This is a genomic window from Streptomyces sp. A18, assembly GCF_059026065.1.
This window is the reverse complement of the sequence record NZ_JBWLKL010000018.1, coordinates 79,014-93,164: the sequence shown is the minus strand read 5'-3', so window position 1 is coordinate 93,164 and position 14,151 is coordinate 79,014. Positions and strand designations below refer to the sequence as shown.

Genomic DNA, 14,151 nt, shown 5'->3' with positions numbered 1-14,151 from the left:
GGGAGCTCCGATGACCGCGGCACCGCCTGTTCCTCAGCATTCCACCGGGACCATCAAGGCCACCGGCAGCAGCGACGTCCGCGCCTGGACGGTGACCGCGCTGCTCGTGGTCTTCATGATGGTCAACTTCGCGGACAAGTCCGTCCTCGGCCTGGCCGCCGACGAGATCCGCGCCGATCTGCAGCTGAGCGCCACCCAGTTCGGGCTCGCCAGCAGCGCGTTCTTCCTGCTCTTCTCCGTGGCCGCGGTCGTCGTCGGTCTCGCCGCCGACCGGGTGTCACCGAAGGTGCTGCTCCTGGTGATGGCCCTGCTGTGGTCCGTCGCGCAGGTGCCCGCGGCGATCGGCGGCGGCCTGGCCGTCCTCGTCGTCTCGCGGGTCTTCCTCGGGGCGGCCGAGGGGCCGGCCTTCCCCGTCGCCCAACAGGCAACGCTGGCATGGTTCCCCAACCACCGGCGCAACCTGCCCGGCGCGCTGATCACGCTCGGCGTCACGCTCGGCGTGATCGTGTCCGCGCCCGGCCTTTCGTGGATCATCCAGAACCATGGCTGGCGGGCCGCGTTGTGGGTGCTCTCGGCGGTGGGCCTGGTGTGGGCCGCGGCCTGGATGGTCTTCGGCGCGGACGGCCGGCACGGCGCGGCCGAGACGTCCGGGAAGCCCACCGCGCCGGAGAACGCGCCGGAGAGGTCCGTCCCCTACCGCCGGATCCTCGCCACCCGCACCTGGATCGGCGCCACCCTCGCCTACTTCACCAGCTACTGGACCGTGGCCCTGATGCTGGTGTGGCTGCCGTCGTACCTGCGCAACGGCCTCGGGTACTCGGCCGACGAGGCGGGCACCGTCGTCATCGCGCCGTGGACGATCGGTGCCGTCGTACTGCTCGGTCAGGCGGGCATCACCAGCCGCTTGATGCGGCGCGGCGTCAGCAGTCGCCGCGCCCGTGGCTGGGCGGGCGGCTGGCTGCTCGCGGCCGGCGCCGCCTGCTGCCTTGCCCTGCCGCTCGTCGACGGCTCGACCGCCAAGACCGTCCTGCTCGCTCTCGGCTTCGGGCTCGGCGGCTCGTACGCCACGATCGCCGCCACCACCGTCGCCGAAGTCGCACCGCCCGCCAGGAGCGGGGGCGCGCTCGGCGTCATGAACGCGGTGGTGACCGCGGCCGGTCTGGCCGCCCCTGCCGTCGTCGGTGCCCTGGTCGACGCCCAGGGCAACGGCGGCTACCAGAGCGCCGTCCTGCTCTCCGGCCTCCTGCTTGCCGTCGGAGCCGCCGCCTCCTTCCTGCTCATCGACCCGGCCAGGGACATCGCCCGCCTGAGCCGCCGACCGATCTGACCGCACCAACATGTCGTACGTTCACTGGAGTTGACCCATGACAGCCGCCCCCGCTCTCGACATCGCCCCCCTCGATCGTGCCGTCGGTGACCTGCGCGACCGCGCCGAGTCCTGGACCCAGGCCTCGCTCGTGGAACGGATCGGCCTGCTGGAGCGGATGCTCCCGCGGGTCGCCGACGGCGCGCCCGCCATGGTGGCCGACGCCGCCCGCGCCAAGGGGTACGCCGCCACATCGGAGTGGGCCGCCGAGGACTGGGTGACCGCGCCGTGGGCCCTGGCCCAGACCGTGAGCGCGTACCTGCACGTGCTGCGGCGGATGGCCGCGGGGTCCGGCCCGCTCGACGCCAAGGCCGTACGCCACCACGACGGCCGCACGGTCGTCGAGGTCTTCCCCGCCACCGCCTCCGACCGCCTGCTGCTCAACGGATTCACGGCACAGGTGTGGACACGGCCCGGCACGACGCGGGAGCAGGTGCTCGCCCGGGCGGCGGGGGAGTACCGGGGGCGGCCGGGCGATCCCGCCGTCGCGCTGGTGCTCGGCGCCGGTAACGTCGCGGCCATCACCCCGCTCGACATCCTGCACAAGCTCTACGCGGAGGGCCAGGTCGTCATCGCCAAGATGAACCCGGTCAACGCCTATCTCAGGCCGCACTTCGAGAAGGTCTTCACCGAGTTCGTCGAGCGCGGCTGGGTCCGCTTCGTCGACGGAGGCGGGGCGGAGGGCGCGTATCTGACCACGCACGAGGGTGTCGACAGCATCCACGTCACCGGCAGCGACCGCACCCACGACGCCATCGTGTGGGGCACCGACGCGAAGGCCGAGGACCGGCGGTGCGCGGACACCCCGCTCAACGACAAGCCGTTCACCAGCGAATTGGGCGGCGTCAGTCCCTGCATCGTGACGCCGGGCCCATGGAGCGCGGCGGACTTCCGCTTCCAGGCCGAGCACATCGTCACCAGCAAGATGAACAACTCCGGCCACAACTGCGTGGCCAGCCAGATCCTGCTCGTACCCCGCCACTGGGACGGCACCGAGCGCCTGCTCGCCGAGATCCGCCGCGTCCTGAGCGAACTCCCGCCCCGCGCCGACTACTACCCCGGCGCCGACGAGCGTCGGCACGCCGTCACGCAGGACCACCCCGAGGTGGAGGTGCTCGGCGAAGACCGCTGCCGACTCCTCGTACCGGACATCACCGACCCCGACGACGCGATGCTCCTCGTCGAGGTGTTCGCCAGCGCCCTGGGCGTGGTGCGACTCCCGGGCGGCGACCCGGCCCAATTTCTGCGTGCGGCAACGGAGTTCGCCAACGACAAGCTGCCCGGCACCCTCGGCGCCACCCTCCTCGTCCACCCCAGGACGGAACACGCCCACCGCGCGGCCGTCGAGGACGCCGTCGCCGGGCTCCGCTACGGCACGCTCGGCATCAACTGCTGGTCGGCCTTCGGCTTCCTGCTCGGCTACACCCCCTGGGGTGCCTTCCCCGGCCACACCCGCCAGGAGATCGGAAGCGGCATCGGCTTCGTGCACAACGCGTTCATGCTGGAAGACGTCGAGAAGACGGTGCTGCGGGCGCCGTTCGCGCCGTCACCGCGCGGCATGTTCACCGGCTCCCCGTCCCTGTCGCCCCGGCCGCCGTACTACGTCACCAACCGCACCGGCCGTACGACGATGGAACGTCTCACGGCCTATACGACGGACCCGAAGGTGAGCAGGCTGCCGGGCATCTTCCTGTCGGCGCTGCGAGGTTGATGCGACAGGGGAGCCAGCCGCCGGATCAGGAATCGAGGACCCGTGCCTTCTCCGCGGCGAACTCCTCCTCCGTCAGAAGCCCTTGGGCCTTGAGGTCGGCGAGGGCGGTGAGCTGAGAGACGCGGTCCGTGGCGGGAGCCTGGGCAGCCACCGGCGGCGGCGCTTGCGCGGGCGCCGGTGGCCGCGGTGCCCGGGTGTCCAGCTCCCGGCGCATGTCCCGCTCGGCCATGCCGCGGTTCACCCGGTTGGAGACAGCGGAGGCGGTGCCCGAGATCACCGCGGTGCGCGCGATGGTGCCCAGCAGGCCGGGCCGTCCGAATCGTTGCGGCATGAGAGCCGTCCTTCCTGGTGGCTCGGTGGCTTGGTGGCTCTGGTGGTCAGTTGCCGAGGGCGGCGACGGCCTTGACGACGGTGTCCCTGGGGATGCGCTCCAGCAGCCGGATATCGCCCCGCGAATCCCTGACCGCGGCACCGAGCCGAGCGGCCCAGGTGTTCTCCCAGGCCACGACCACGGCCGACGACTCCGGAGGAAGGCTGTCGGCGACGGCTCGCAGATCCTCGTCGCTGAGCAGGTCGAACTGGACGTCGGTGAGCTCCTGGAACGCCTCGGCCACTTCCGGATCGGCGAGTTCGACGACGTCGACCGAACCGTCGCTCGCCTTCCTCACGAACGTCAGGTCGAGGATGCGTACCGTTCCGTCCTTCTGCAGATCACGCAAGGCGGGCGCGATCTCGCCGTTGAACCGGTTGCCTTCGAAGGCGACCACGGCGACGTCCACCGGGCCGACGGTGTCGGCATCGAGGTCACTGCGCATGGGGCCACCTTCCAAAAAGGGCGAAACGGGCAATTGCGAGCATAGGGTGATGGCTGGAGGTGCGCTCATGCAGGCACGGCGGGAACGCCCCGGCGTCAGTTTCGAGCCCACGCGGCCCGCCTCCCGGGCGCGCAAGGCAGTCGCATTCCTTCTCGGAGCCCTCGTCTGGATCGTGGCAGGCTCCATCGCCGTCGTGCTCCTTGGGCACACCTACATCCTGCGCCGCCTACTGTTCGTCACAGCGATCTCCTGGGTGGTCTTCGGGGTCGCCCTGGCCGGAGGCATCGCCCTGAGGCGTCGGGAGGAGCGCCGTGCACCTCATTGACCTCCTCCTTGTCTTCCTCGCGTTCTATCCCGTGGTGACAGGCGCCGCGTGGATGGTGGGCGGAGTCCTCTTCCGGATCCTGGAGGAGCGTCGCGGCCTGGTCCGACCGCCCGGCGGCTGGCCGGGAGTCACCGTCCTCGTCCCCGCCTACAACGAGGAGCAGGTGATCTCCCGCTGCATCGAGGCGCTGCGCCGGCTGGACTATCCCGAACTCGAGGTGCTGATCCTCAACGACGGGTCCACTGACGCGACCGTCGCCGCGGCCCGCGCAGCCGCGGGTGACGACCCCCGCATCACCGTGCTCGACGACGGCGTCAACCTGGGCAAGGCGGACCGGCTCAACGGCGGCATGCGCCGCGCCCGCCACGACCTGGTCCTTGTCACCGACGCGGACACCCACCTTCATCCCGAGGCAGTGCACTACCTCGCTGCCCGGATGATGCGCTCCCCGCGCTACGCGGCCATCGCCGGGAGCCCGCGCGTGACCAACCGGGGCAGCGTGATCACCACCATGCAGATGCTGGAGACGGCATCCCTGATCGGGTTGATGCGCCGCACCCACGCCCTGGCAGGACGGGTGGGCACCGTGGCGGGAGTGCTCGGCCTCTTCCGCCGCGACGCCGTCCTGGCCGTCGGCGGCTACGACGCGCAGATGGCCACCGAGGACATCGAACTCACCTGGCGGCTCCTGGAAGCCGGGCATCTCACCGGATTCGAGCCGGACGCCCTGGTCGGGATGGAGGTCCCGCAGACCGTCCGCGGCATCTGGGCGCAGCGCACCCGCTGGGCACGAGGACAGGGCGAGGTCCTGCGCACCCACGGCCGCCGGGTCTTCCGCCCTCGCAACGTGGCCATGTGGCCGATCGCCGCGGAAGCCCTGCTCTCCTACGTCTGGGTGATCACCATGCTGATCGCCACCGTGTACGGAGTCGTCCACTGGATCCGCTTCCCCGGGGACACCAAGTTCCAGTGGATGCTGGCCTGGGGCGTGGGTATCGCGGTCATCGCCATGCTGCAGATCGCCGTGGCCACCGTGGTCGAACTCCGCCTCGACCCGAAGCTTCCCTACGCGTGCCTGCTGCTTCCGCTCTACCCCCTGGCTTACTGGACCATCAACGCCCTCGCCGCGATCTCCGCACAGACCAGGGGGCTCGTGCGCGGGCCCCGCGAGAAGCGAGTCGTCTGGGACCTGCCCCGGAGTCCGTCTTGATCGCCCCGCCACGTCTGCGCGCCTGCCCCGGTCGGGCCACACGGGAGCCGCGCGGTCCGCTACCACGACGCCCCCGCCTCGGCCAGCGACACAGCACTTGGCCCGAGTAAGTCCCCCGCACGGTCCGCCCCCACATGCGGTAGGCCCCCGCCACCCCGACGCTCGGACCATGCGTACTCGTACCCGTACCCGGCTCGTCGCGGCAAGCGCCGCCTCCCTGCTTCTCGCCACCGCCTGCGGCGAGGACAGCAAGCCCGATCCGATGCGGGGCCAGCAGTGGGCGCTCGACGCGCTGAAGGCGCCCGACGCGTGGGACGAGACCAAGGGCGACGACACGGTCATCGCGGTCGTCGACACCGGCGCCGACCTCGACCACCCCGACCTCAAGGGCCGCTTCGTCGACGGCCACGACTTCGTGGACGGCGACGACGACCCAAAGGACATGAACGGCCACGGCACCCACGTCTCGGGCATCGCGGCCGCCCACACCGATAACGGGGTCGGCATCGCGGGCGGCGCCCCCGGCGCCAAGATCATGCCGGTGCGGGTGCTCGGAGCCGCCGGCACCGGAGACAACGCCGACATCACCAAGGGCATCACCTGGGCCGCCGACCACGGGGCCGACGTCATCAACCTCTCCCTGGGCGAGAGCGGCCTGATGGCCCGCCTCCTCAAGGGCGGTGTCCTCAACAAGGCCATCACGCACGCCCACGGCAAGGGCGCGGTCGTGGTAGCCGCGGCAGGCAACGAGGGCACAGCGCTTCAGCCGTACAAGGTCGACACGCCTGTCCTCGTCGTCGGCGCGAGCGACCAGGACGGCAAGCCCGCGGAGTTCTCCAACTTCGGTGCGCAACAAGCAGTTTCGGCGCCAGGCGTCGGCATCCTGTCCACCCTTCCGAGGTACAAGACGAGGGAGACGCTGAAGGACGACAGCGGGTACGGCCCATTGGACGGCACCTCCATGGCCGCCCCCTACGTCTCCTCCGTCGCGGCGCTCCTCCACCAGCAGGACCGCACCCCGGACCAGATCATGAAGGCCATCCGCGACACGGCGAAGAACCCGGACGAACTCGCCAAGCTGGGCCTGGGCATCGTCGACGCCAAGGCCGCGGCCGCCTCCTCCAAGAACTGAGCCGTCATGCGTGACGGAGCATCACCCATGCGTGACGGAGCATCACGGACCTACGCGCGGGAGGGGACGGCATGACACATCCGGGAACGCTCATCCTGATCATGGCCGTCGCCGTGCTCGCGCCCCTGCTGGCGCACGGAACCCGCCGCTGGCTGCGGGTCCCCCTGGTCATCTTCGAGATCCTGCTAGGCATCCTCATCGGCCCCGATGTCCTCGGCTGGGCGCAGCACGACGAGGTCATCGACACGCTCTCGGAGCTCGGCCTGTCCATGCTCATCTTTCTCGCCGGGTACGAGATCGAGTTCGCGGCCATCCGCGGTGACACCCTGCGCCGCTCCGTTTGGGCCTGGCTGATCTCCCTCGCCCTGGGCCTGGCCGTCGCACTGGCACTGACCGGCATGGACCTCTCCCGCAGCGTGGTCATCGGTACCGCGCTCACCAGCACCGCCCTCGGCACCGTCCTGCCGATCCTGCGCGACAGCGGCGATCTGCGCGGCCGCTTCGGGACCGTGATGATGGCCTTCGGCGCGGTCGGCGAGTTCGGGCCCATCATCGCCATGGCGGTGCTGCTCAGCGGCCGTGAACCGGGAGTGTCCACCGCGGTGCTCGCCGCCTTCGCGGTCATCACGGCGGCGGCGATCTACTGGGCGGTGCGCCCCCACCCGCCCTGGTTCGCCCAGATCATTCGTACGACGCTGCACACCAGCGGACAATTCGCCGTCCGTTTCGTGATGCTGCTGATCGTCGCCATGCTCGCCCTGTCGCACGTCTTCGGCCTCGATGTGCTCCTGGGTGCCTTCGCGGCAGGTCTGCTGACCCGGCTCGTGTTCCAGGGGGCGGCCCCCGAGAGCGGCGAGGAGGTTCTGGGCAAGGTGGAGGCCATGGGGTTCGGGTTCCTCGTCCCGCTGTTCTTCATCGTCACCGGCATCAACTTCGACCTCGCCTCACTGCTCGACGGTGGCCGCGCCCTGCTGCTGTTGCCGGTCTTCCTGCTCCTGTTCCTCGTCGTACGAGGACTCCCGGCCCATGCGCTGGCACCACGCGACCTGAACTCCACCGACCGCAGGGCCCTGACCCTGTACTCCTCGACCTGCCTGCCGCTCGTCGTGGCCATCACCACCATCGGCCTGGACGAGGGTGTCCTGGAGAAGGGGGAGGCGGCGGCCCTGGTGGGCGCCGCCATGGTCTCCGTCCTGCTCTTCCCGCTGCTCGCGCTGCGAGTACGGGCCAAGGGGGGCAAGGCCACGACCCCGGACGGGTCTGCACCCGAGTCGGAGGCGTGGTGAGGTTCCCTCAGCACGGAGCCAGCTCCTCGTCCGACCACAGCGCCGCTCCGGCATGGCCCATCAGCAGCTTGGGGTAGTAGGTCCAGGCGAACCACGGTGCTGTCCGCGACGGGCCCAGCAAACCGTCCAGCAGGAGCCCGCCCGCCGTGAGGGCCACGCCGAGCGCCCGCCGCCGTGCCGGGTGGCGACGGATCACGACCGTCGCGGCCACCATGTACGCGTATTGGGCCGCGGCCCAGGCAGCGGGGCGCACGCGGCGGTCGGCGCCCCCGCCCGGCAGCCCCGAGTCGAGTCGTGCCACGGCCGCCGGGTGCAGGTGCAGGGCGGCGAAGGAGTAGTGGTCGGCGTTGCCCTGGCCAGGGCGCTCGTACCAGCGGGCGCAGGCCCGCGTGTTGTTGACGTAGACGCCGCCCGCCAGGTCCACCGCCAGCAGGCAGGCGATGGCCGCGCCTCCTGCGCCCGCACCGTGTGCCCTGGCTGTGACCGGCGCCGCGACCGCACCGGCCGCCGTCGTCAGCGCCGTCAGCACGTGGTTGGTCCGCGTGGCTTCCGGCCCGACGAACTCGCCCCACGCGCGGCGGAGCACCGCCTTGGCTCCCGTCATCGGTCCCCTCCGTCGCCGGTGTACCCTTTCAGGCCGCTATGCCCGCTATTGTCGCCTGGTTGTGACGTCGAGGCGAGCGGATGTCAGGGAGGACCAGCGCCGTGCCTCTCCACGGGACGTCATGCCGAGGGCTCCCACATGAATCCGTCGGGGTCGGTGAAGGTCCCGGCGTCGCCGCCGATCGTGAGCCGGTGCGACCCGCTGCCCTCCGCGGGGACACCGGCAACCTTGGCCAGGCCGCGACGTCCGTACAGCGACAACTTGATGGGGCTCGACGAACCGTCGAACTCGACGTACTTGCTGCCGAAGCTCTTCGCCACCTTGAGACCGCGCTCTACGTAGAACCGCTTCGTCGCTGCCATGTCGGAGACGCCCAGCAGAAGCACGATCTCGTCGATCTGCCGACTGTCGGGGCCGGTGTCCTTCTTCGACGAACTCGCGAGCTGCCAGATCGTGCCGTCAGGGGCCTGTACGACGCCGCCGTAGCCCCACAAGGACTTCTTGGCGGGCTTCAGCTCCGTGGCCCCGGCGCCCAGCGCGGCGCCCATCAGGCCGTCGACGATCGACGGCTGCGAGACCACGAGTGACACCGTGAACCCGCGGAAGCCGGACGAATCCGCCTCAACGGCCCGCACGCGTACCTGCTTGTCCAGCCCGAAGGCGTCCGCGTAGAAGCGCTCGGCGGCCGTGGGGTCGGCCACCTCAAGGGTGATGCAATCGATGGAGGTCATGAGATTCACGCTAGCCGCGGTCCGGTGGCCGACGCTTCTTCAATCCTGACCGCTCTCACGAGTGCCCAGCCGCGGGAAAGAAGGTCAGCGCCGTATGCCCGCAGCAGCAGGCGGCCCGGAAGCGAGCGGTCGGCAGCGGTTGACGGCTAACGTGTCCGGTGATCGGGGAACTGCGCGCATCGGAGAAGGTGTTGACGGAACGGCCCAATGGACATCGCCCCACACTCGAGGACGTAGCGCGTCGATCAGGCGTGTCGAAGTCCACGGTGTCGCGTGTGATCAATGGTGAGCCCAGAGTGCGGGCCTCGGTCGCCGAACGCATCCGAAGGGCCGTGGACGAACTCGGCTACGTACCCAATCAAGCCGCCCGAAGCCTCGTCACCCGCCGGAACAACGCCGTCGCCGTTGTGGTCACCGAACCGCAGAACCGGCTCTTCGTGGACCCGTATTTCGACTGCCACCTGCGAGGCATCCGTCAGGAACTGGTCCAACAAGGCGCGCAGCCGGTGCTGTTGTTCATCGAGGAGCCGGACGACTATCCGCGCGTCGCGAATTTCCTGGGCGGCGGGCACGTCGATGGAGCCCTGTTGTTCTCGCTGCGCACCGATGACCCGTTGCCCGCGATGGTCGAGCACATGGGCCTGCCCGCCGTTTTCGGTGGTCGTCCGTCGGCCGGTGCCGCCCACCGCAGTCACCTCTACACGTACGTGGATGCCGACAACCGCGGCGGAGCCAGGGCAGCCGTCCGGCACCTCGTATCGCTGGGGCGCCGGCGTGTCGGGACCATCACCGGGCCGCTCAACCAGGCCTCCGCGATCGACCGCCTGGACGGCTACCGGGACGTACTCCTGGACGCTCCGCCCCAGCTGATCGCCGAGAGCGACTTCACCTTGCAGGGCGGCGCTGACGCCATGGCCGAGCTCCTCGACCGATGCCCGGACCTGGACGCGGTCTTCGCCGCCTCGGACCTCATGGCTTCCGGTGCACTGCGGGTACTGCGAGATTCCGGGCGTCGCGTACCCGAGGACGTGGCGGTCGTCGGCTTCGACGACCTCGCGACCATCGCCGAGGCCACGGAGCCACCGCTGACCACCGTGCACCAGGACATCGAGAGCATGGGGCGGCTGATGGCGCGGCTGCTGTTCAAGCGGACATCGGACGACCCCGCGTCGCGGGAGGGCAGTCCTCCGTTGGCCTCCGTGGTCACCCCGACACGGTTGGTCGTGCGGGAGTCCGCCTGAGGCAAGGACTCAGGCGCGGCGACAGTGGAAGATGCCCCAGCGCAGCTGTCCTTGGTGGGCCGCGTCCCAGACGTGGGCGTAGAACGTGTCGACGTCGCTGGTCTCGTAGTAGTCGCGGGCCAGGTCCTCGCCACGGGAACCACCTTGGTGCGGCATGGAGCTTCCTCCGTTGCTCGCTGATGCAGGGTGAATGAGTCTCGCGACCGCGCCGCATGCCGGGATGGAGGCCGAATGAGCCATGGGCTCGGCGCTGCTTCATGCCGTTGCCGTTGCCATTGCCGTTGGTCCGCTGAGGTCCAACCGGCAGTCCTCAGCCGTCCACCAGCGTGGCCACCAGGCGCGTCATGCGGGGCCGTGGGTCAGGTGTGCCCGGCCAGCTGGTCATCAGGAGGTGGTGTGCGGTGCCGACGATGGCGAGGGCCACGGTGCTCGGGGCGATGGTCTCCGCCACCCGGCCGAGCTTCTGTTCGGCCGTCAGATAGACGGTGATGGCCTCCTCGATCGCGGTGAGGCCAGGTGCCCCGCCCGCCAGGGCCTCGCGAATGCGCCGCGTGGCGGCGGGTCGGCTCATGGCCAGGCCGGAAAGAGACGGGCCGGCGGAGTCGAAGAGCGCGAGCGCGACGGCGTCGAGGTTCCGCGCCACCGTGTCCTGCCCGGTGAGCTGAGACAGAGCCTGCGCCTTCTCCGCCGTCCGTGCGAACCGGTCGAGGCAGAGCTCGGCGACGAACTCGTCGAGCCCCGCGAAGTGCGCGTGCAGCAGCCCCTTGGCGCAGCCCGCCTCGGTGGTGACGGCCCGACTGGTGAGCGCCCCGGCGCCGTCCCTCTCCACGACGCGCTCGGCCGCCGCGAACAGCCGCTCGCGTACGTCGGGCGTCGCCACTCCGCGAGGTGACATGGGCCTCTCTTCCGTCCTGGTGCCGCCGCCCTCACGGGGCGCAACTCCGTCGATGGTATCGGGGATTGTCAGTTTGGGCACATGCCCATACAGTTTGGGCACGCGCCCATTATTCATCGTGCACCGCAGGAGGCTTCAGTGCCGGACGTCGTCAACACCGAGCAGGCGAAGGCATGGAACGGCCCGGAAGGTTCCCACTGGGCTGCCCACCAGGACCGCTGGAACGCCGTGAACGAGGGCTTCAACGAGCCACTGCTCGACGCCGCCGGGATCACCGGGGACCACCACGTACTCGACCTCGGCTGCGGTTCCGGGCAGACCACGCGCCTGGCCGCGCTCAGAGCTCCCCGAGGGCGCGCGCTCGGCCTCGATCTGTCCGGGCCGATGCTGGCCGACGCTCGGGCCCGCGCGGAGGGGGAGGGCCTGGCGAACGCCTCCTTCGTCCCAGGCGACGCCCAGGTGTACCCCTTCGAGGAGGGATCGTTCGACGCGGCGATCAGCCGCTACGGAGTGATGTTCTTCGCCGACCCGGTAGCGGCCTTCGACAACGTCGGCCGGGCGCTGCGGCCCGGCGGACGCCTGGCGTTCGTCTGCCCGGCCGATGCCACGCTCAACGGCTGGGTGGCGGCGCTGGCGTCGCTGCGCGACGACCTGCCCGTCGGTGACTTCGGGCGGCCGGGACTGCCCGGCATGTTCTCCCTGGCCGCCCCCGACCGCATCCGCGAAGTGCTCGCCGGGGCCGGATTCATCGACATCGGCATCAACCAGGCGCAGGCGTACGGGGTTTGGGGACACGGAGCCGAGGACGCTGCGGAGTTCCTGCTGGGCACCGGCCCCGGCCGCCATCTGATGGAGCAGGCTGACGCGGCCACGCGCTCCCGCGCCCGCCGCACCTTGACCGACCATCTGCGCGCCCATGAGGCGGCGGACGGCACAGTCCGGTTGCTGAGCACGTCGTGGCTGGTCACGGCGGACCGCCCGACCGCCCCATGGAGGCGCCGTTGATCGGAGAGGGCCCGCCCAGGGTTCAGCGGCGGGCGGCCGGGATATCGAAATGCGGTTGTGTGGCGAGGAGTTCGGACACGTCCGAGCCGGTGGTGAGTTCGCGCGGACTCGCGGTGCGGGTGAAGAGGCGGGCCGGGAGTCCGCCGCCGATCGTGGCGCGGTCTTCGTGCACGCGCAGCCAGGATCCCTCGCGCAGGCCGAGCACCGGGACGTCGTTCTCCTCGAGGAACTCGGTGAGGCGCTCCTCGCGGGTCTCTCCCTTGTGGGTGGAGGCCGGGTCCGGGTCGAGGTAGTGCGGGTTGATCTGGAAGGGGACCAGGCCGAGGCACTTGAAGGACGGGGGCTGCACGATGGGCATGTCGTTGGTGGTGCGCAGGGTGGGAGCGGCCATGTTGGTGCCGGCGCTGGCACCCATGTAGGGCAGGCCTTCGCGCGCGGCGCTGATCAGGGCGTCGCGCAGTCCGCTCCGGTACAGCGAGCTCAGCAGACGGAACGAGTTGCCGCCGCCGACGAAGACCGCGTCCGCGCGCGCGAGTTGGGAGAGCGGGTCGCCGCCCTCGTGCACGCCGTGCACGTCGATGCCGCACGGGGCGAGCGCGCTGCGGACCTTGGCCGTGTAGGCGTCGTGGTCGGCGAGGGCGTAGGGGACGAAGGCGAGCCGGGCGCGTTCGGGGAGGAATTCGGTGACGGTTTCGAGGGCGTGGGCGAGGTAGCCGCGGCCGTGCTGGGTGGAGTTGGAGAGCAGTAGCAGGTTCGTCCGGGGCAACTCAGGCTCCTTGCATGGTGTTTGGGTATTCGGGGAGTGCGGGCGTGGGTGGTGGTCAGCTGAGGGGTGGCGTCCCGCTCAGGCCCTCTCGTCGCGGGGGCGGCGAGTGCGCTGCGGGGGGTGGGTGAGGCGCTTCTCCAGGAGTTGAGCGGCCCGGCGGAGGGCGTCGAGGCGGCCTTCGGGGCCTTCGGGGAAGCGCTCCTTGGCCGCGCCGAGGCTGAGGCTTCCGTACGGTTCGCGGCCGAGGAAGACCGGTACGGCGACGGTGCCGATCCCGGCGTCGTACTCGCCGACGGTCCAGGCGTACCCCTGCGCGCGGACCTGCAGGAACTCGCGCTCCAGGACGTCCGGATCGGTGATGGTGCGGTCGGTGAAGCGGGCCATGGGGCGCCCGCGGAAGAGGCGGTTGCGCTGCTCGTCGGGCAGGAAGGCGTAGTACGACTTGCTGGTGGCGCCGGCATGTGCCGGGTACAGCTCGCCGACCAACGGGTAGTAGCGCAGCGGCCCTTCCTCGCCCTCGACGGCGGCGACGCAGCGCATGTGAAAACTGTCGGGCAGACAGAACAGGACGGTGTCGCCGGTGGTGGCGCGCAGCTCGTCCAGGACGGGCCCGGCGAGGAGTTCCAGGGAGCCGGAGCGTTCCCAGAGGCGTCCGAGGCGCAGTACGGCGGGGCCGATCCGATAGCGGCGGGTGACCGGGTCGGAGACCAGGAAGCCGCGGCCGGCGAGGGTGGAGAGCAGCCGTTGGGCGACGGAGGTGTCCCAGCCGAACTCGGCGGCGACCTCGGTCACGCCCCAGTCCGGTCGGGTCCGCTCGAAGGCGAGCAGTACGAGTAGGGCGCGGTCGACGGTCTGCAGGGCACCGGCCGGGGTCTTCCGGTCGAGCGGGATGTCCTGGGGCATCGGCGGTCGCTCCTGGGTCGGTTGTCGCGTAGGGGCGGGGCGTACGGGCCCGCACTCGGTTTCTCACCATGCAGACACGAATTGCAGATAACGGGAAAGTGTTGCCCACAACGCTAGCTCATCCCGACTCTGGTCTCGGTCACCGGTGCGGGGCTACCCCG

At 70.5% G+C, this 14,151-nt stretch carries 16 protein-coding genes; 8 read left to right on the top strand and 8 right to left on the bottom strand.

The features are described 5' to 3' along the window. Positions 1 to 10 precede the first annotated feature (10 nt). Together AC5P1C_RS25890 and AC5P1C_RS25885 are read left to right on the top strand one after the other, a co-directional pair. A complete protein-coding gene (locus AC5P1C_RS25890) occupies positions 11 to 1,327 on the top strand; it encodes an MFS transporter (RefSeq protein WP_493868318.1) in 1,317 nt (438 codons plus the stop codon). Positions 1,328 to 1,364: 37 nt separating this feature from the next. Further along, on the top strand, positions 1,365 to 3,077 hold the full coding sequence (locus tag AC5P1C_RS25885; RefSeq protein ID WP_493868317.1) for an aldehyde dehydrogenase family protein: 1,713 nt from the start codon (positions 1,365 to 1,367) through the stop codon (positions 3,075 to 3,077). 25 nt (positions 3,078 to 3,102) lie between these two features. Here the strand turns inward: AC5P1C_RS25885 and AC5P1C_RS25880 are convergent, their stop codons facing one another. Both AC5P1C_RS25880 and AC5P1C_RS25875 read right to left on the bottom strand, forming a co-directional pair. After that, positions 3,103 to 3,408 carry an SHOCT domain-containing protein gene (locus AC5P1C_RS25880; RefSeq protein ID WP_493868316.1) on the bottom strand — a complete coding sequence of 102 codons (306 nt, stop codon included), beginning with the start codon at positions 3,406 to 3,408 and terminating at the stop codon, positions 3,103 to 3,105. A 46-nt stretch (positions 3,409 to 3,454) separates the two neighbouring features. After that, positions 3,455 to 3,892, bottom strand: a complete 438-nt coding sequence (locus tag AC5P1C_RS25875; protein ID WP_493868315.1) for a DUF6325 family protein — start codon at positions 3,890 to 3,892, stop codon at positions 3,455 to 3,457. Positions 3,893 to 3,959: 67 nt separating this feature from the next. On the opposite strand from AC5P1C_RS25875, the gene AC5P1C_RS25870 reads away from it, so the two are divergent. From AC5P1C_RS25870 to AC5P1C_RS25855, 4 genes are all read left to right on the top strand, one after another. Next, positions 3,960 to 4,217, top strand: a complete 258-nt coding sequence (locus AC5P1C_RS25870) for a hypothetical protein (RefSeq protein WP_493868314.1) — start codon at positions 3,960 to 3,962, stop codon at positions 4,215 to 4,217. After that, positions 4,204 to 5,427, top strand: a complete 1,224-nt coding sequence (locus tag AC5P1C_RS25865; RefSeq protein WP_493868313.1) for a glycosyltransferase — start codon at positions 4,204 to 4,206, stop codon at positions 5,425 to 5,427. Before AC5P1C_RS25870 ends, AC5P1C_RS25865 begins: the two co-directional genes overlap by 14 nt. Before the next feature lie 169 nt (positions 5,428 to 5,596). Then, complete coding sequence (locus tag AC5P1C_RS25860) at positions 5,597 to 6,559, top strand: S8 family peptidase (protein WP_493868312.1); 963 nt, start codon at positions 5,597 to 5,599, stop codon at positions 6,557 to 6,559. A 71-nt stretch (positions 6,560 to 6,630) separates the two neighbouring features. Then, positions 6,631 to 7,845 (top strand): cation:proton antiporter, encoded by a 1,215-nt coding sequence (locus AC5P1C_RS25855; RefSeq protein WP_493868311.1) that lies wholly within the window; start codon positions 6,631 to 6,633, stop codon positions 7,843 to 7,845. Positions 7,846 to 7,852: 7 nt separating this feature from the next. Here the strand turns inward: AC5P1C_RS25855 and AC5P1C_RS25850 are convergent, their stop codons facing one another. Continuing rightward, positions 7,853 to 8,449 carry a hypothetical protein gene (locus tag AC5P1C_RS25850; protein ID WP_493868310.1) on the bottom strand — a complete coding sequence of 199 codons (597 nt, stop codon included), beginning with the start codon at positions 8,447 to 8,449 and terminating at the stop codon, positions 7,853 to 7,855. A 119-nt stretch (positions 8,450 to 8,568) separates the two neighbouring features. Further along, positions 8,569 to 9,180, bottom strand: coding sequence for a VOC family protein (locus AC5P1C_RS25845; protein ID WP_493868309.1), 612 nt, complete (start codon positions 9,178 to 9,180; stop codon positions 8,569 to 8,571). Positions 9,181 to 9,371: 191 nt separating this feature from the next. Between AC5P1C_RS25845 and AC5P1C_RS25840 the strand changes: the two genes are divergently transcribed. After that, the gene (locus tag AC5P1C_RS25840) at positions 9,372 to 10,421 is read left to right on the top strand and encodes a LacI family DNA-binding transcriptional regulator (protein ID WP_493868367.1); all 1,050 of its coding nucleotides are present in this window, start codon (positions 9,372 to 9,374) and stop codon (positions 10,419 to 10,421) included. 9 nt (positions 10,422 to 10,430) lie between these two features. On the opposite strand, the gene AC5P1C_RS25835 is transcribed toward AC5P1C_RS25840, so the two are convergent. Further along, positions 10,431 to 10,577 (bottom strand): hypothetical protein, encoded by a 147-nt coding sequence (locus tag AC5P1C_RS25835; protein ID WP_493868308.1) that lies wholly within the window; start codon positions 10,575 to 10,577, stop codon positions 10,431 to 10,433. Positions 10,578 to 10,731: 154 nt separating this feature from the next. Next, positions 10,732 to 11,316, bottom strand: a complete 585-nt coding sequence (locus tag AC5P1C_RS25830; RefSeq protein ID WP_493868307.1) for a TetR family transcriptional regulator — start codon at positions 11,314 to 11,316, stop codon at positions 10,732 to 10,734. Between the two features lie 138 nt (positions 11,317 to 11,454). Between AC5P1C_RS25830 and AC5P1C_RS25825 the strand changes: the two genes are divergently transcribed. Then, positions 11,455 to 12,321, top strand: a complete 867-nt coding sequence (locus tag AC5P1C_RS25825) for a class I SAM-dependent methyltransferase (RefSeq protein WP_493868306.1) — start codon at positions 11,455 to 11,457, stop codon at positions 12,319 to 12,321. A gap of 22 nt (positions 12,322 to 12,343) precedes the next feature. Here AC5P1C_RS25825 and pepE read toward each other — a convergent pair whose 3' ends face one another. Both pepE and AC5P1C_RS25815 read right to left on the bottom strand, forming a co-directional pair. Next, entirely contained in the window at positions 12,344 to 13,087 is a 744-nt protein-coding gene (gene pepE, locus AC5P1C_RS25820; protein WP_493868305.1) for a dipeptidase PepE, read from the bottom strand. A 78-nt stretch (positions 13,088 to 13,165) separates the two neighbouring features. Beyond that, the gene (locus tag AC5P1C_RS25815) at positions 13,166 to 13,990 is read right to left on the bottom strand and encodes an IclR family transcriptional regulator (protein ID WP_493868304.1); all 825 of its coding nucleotides are present in this window, start codon (positions 13,988 to 13,990) and stop codon (positions 13,166 to 13,168) included. Between the last annotated feature and the right edge of the window lie 161 nt (positions 13,991 to 14,151).

What these genes read in the sequence shown, in the direction of transcription:
- AC5P1C_RS25880 (WP_493868316.1), bottom strand. Translation starts at nt 3,408, where the DNA reads ATGCCGCAACGATTCGGACGGCCCGGCCTGCTGGGCACCATCGCGCGC.
- AC5P1C_RS25815 (WP_493868304.1), bottom strand. Translation starts at nt 13,990, where the DNA reads ATGCCCCAGGACATCCCGCTCGACCGGAAGACCCCGGCCGGTGCCCTG.
- AC5P1C_RS25830 (WP_493868307.1), bottom strand. Translation starts at nt 11,316, where the DNA reads ATGTCACCTCGCGGAGTGGCGACGCCCGACGTACGCGAGCGGCTGTTC.
- AC5P1C_RS25885 (WP_493868317.1), top strand. Translation starts at nt 1,365, where the DNA reads ATGACAGCCGCCCCCGCTCTCGACATCGCCCCCCTCGATCGTGCCGTC.
- AC5P1C_RS25890 (WP_493868318.1), top strand. Translation starts at nt 11, where the DNA reads ATGACCGCGGCACCGCCTGTTCCTCAGCATTCCACCGGGACCATCAAG.
- AC5P1C_RS25850 (WP_493868310.1), bottom strand. Translation starts at nt 8,449, where the DNA reads ATGACGGGAGCCAAGGCGGTGCTCCGCCGCGCGTGGGGCGAGTTCGTC.
- AC5P1C_RS25845 (WP_493868309.1), bottom strand. Translation starts at nt 9,180, where the DNA reads ATGACCTCCATCGATTGCATCACCCTTGAGGTGGCCGACCCCACGGCC.
- AC5P1C_RS25870 (WP_493868314.1), top strand. Translation starts at nt 3,960, where the DNA reads ATGCAGGCACGGCGGGAACGCCCCGGCGTCAGTTTCGAGCCCACGCGG.
- AC5P1C_RS25835 (WP_493868308.1), bottom strand. Translation starts at nt 10,577, where the DNA reads ATGCCGCACCAAGGTGGTTCCCGTGGCGAGGACCTGGCCCGCGACTAC.
- AC5P1C_RS25875 (WP_493868315.1), bottom strand. Translation starts at nt 3,892, where the DNA reads ATGCGCAGTGACCTCGATGCCGACACCGTCGGCCCGGTGGACGTCGCC.
- AC5P1C_RS25860 (WP_493868312.1), top strand. Translation starts at nt 5,597, where the DNA reads ATGCGTACTCGTACCCGTACCCGGCTCGTCGCGGCAAGCGCCGCCTCC.
- AC5P1C_RS25855 (WP_493868311.1), top strand. Translation starts at nt 6,631, where the DNA reads ATGACACATCCGGGAACGCTCATCCTGATCATGGCCGTCGCCGTGCTC.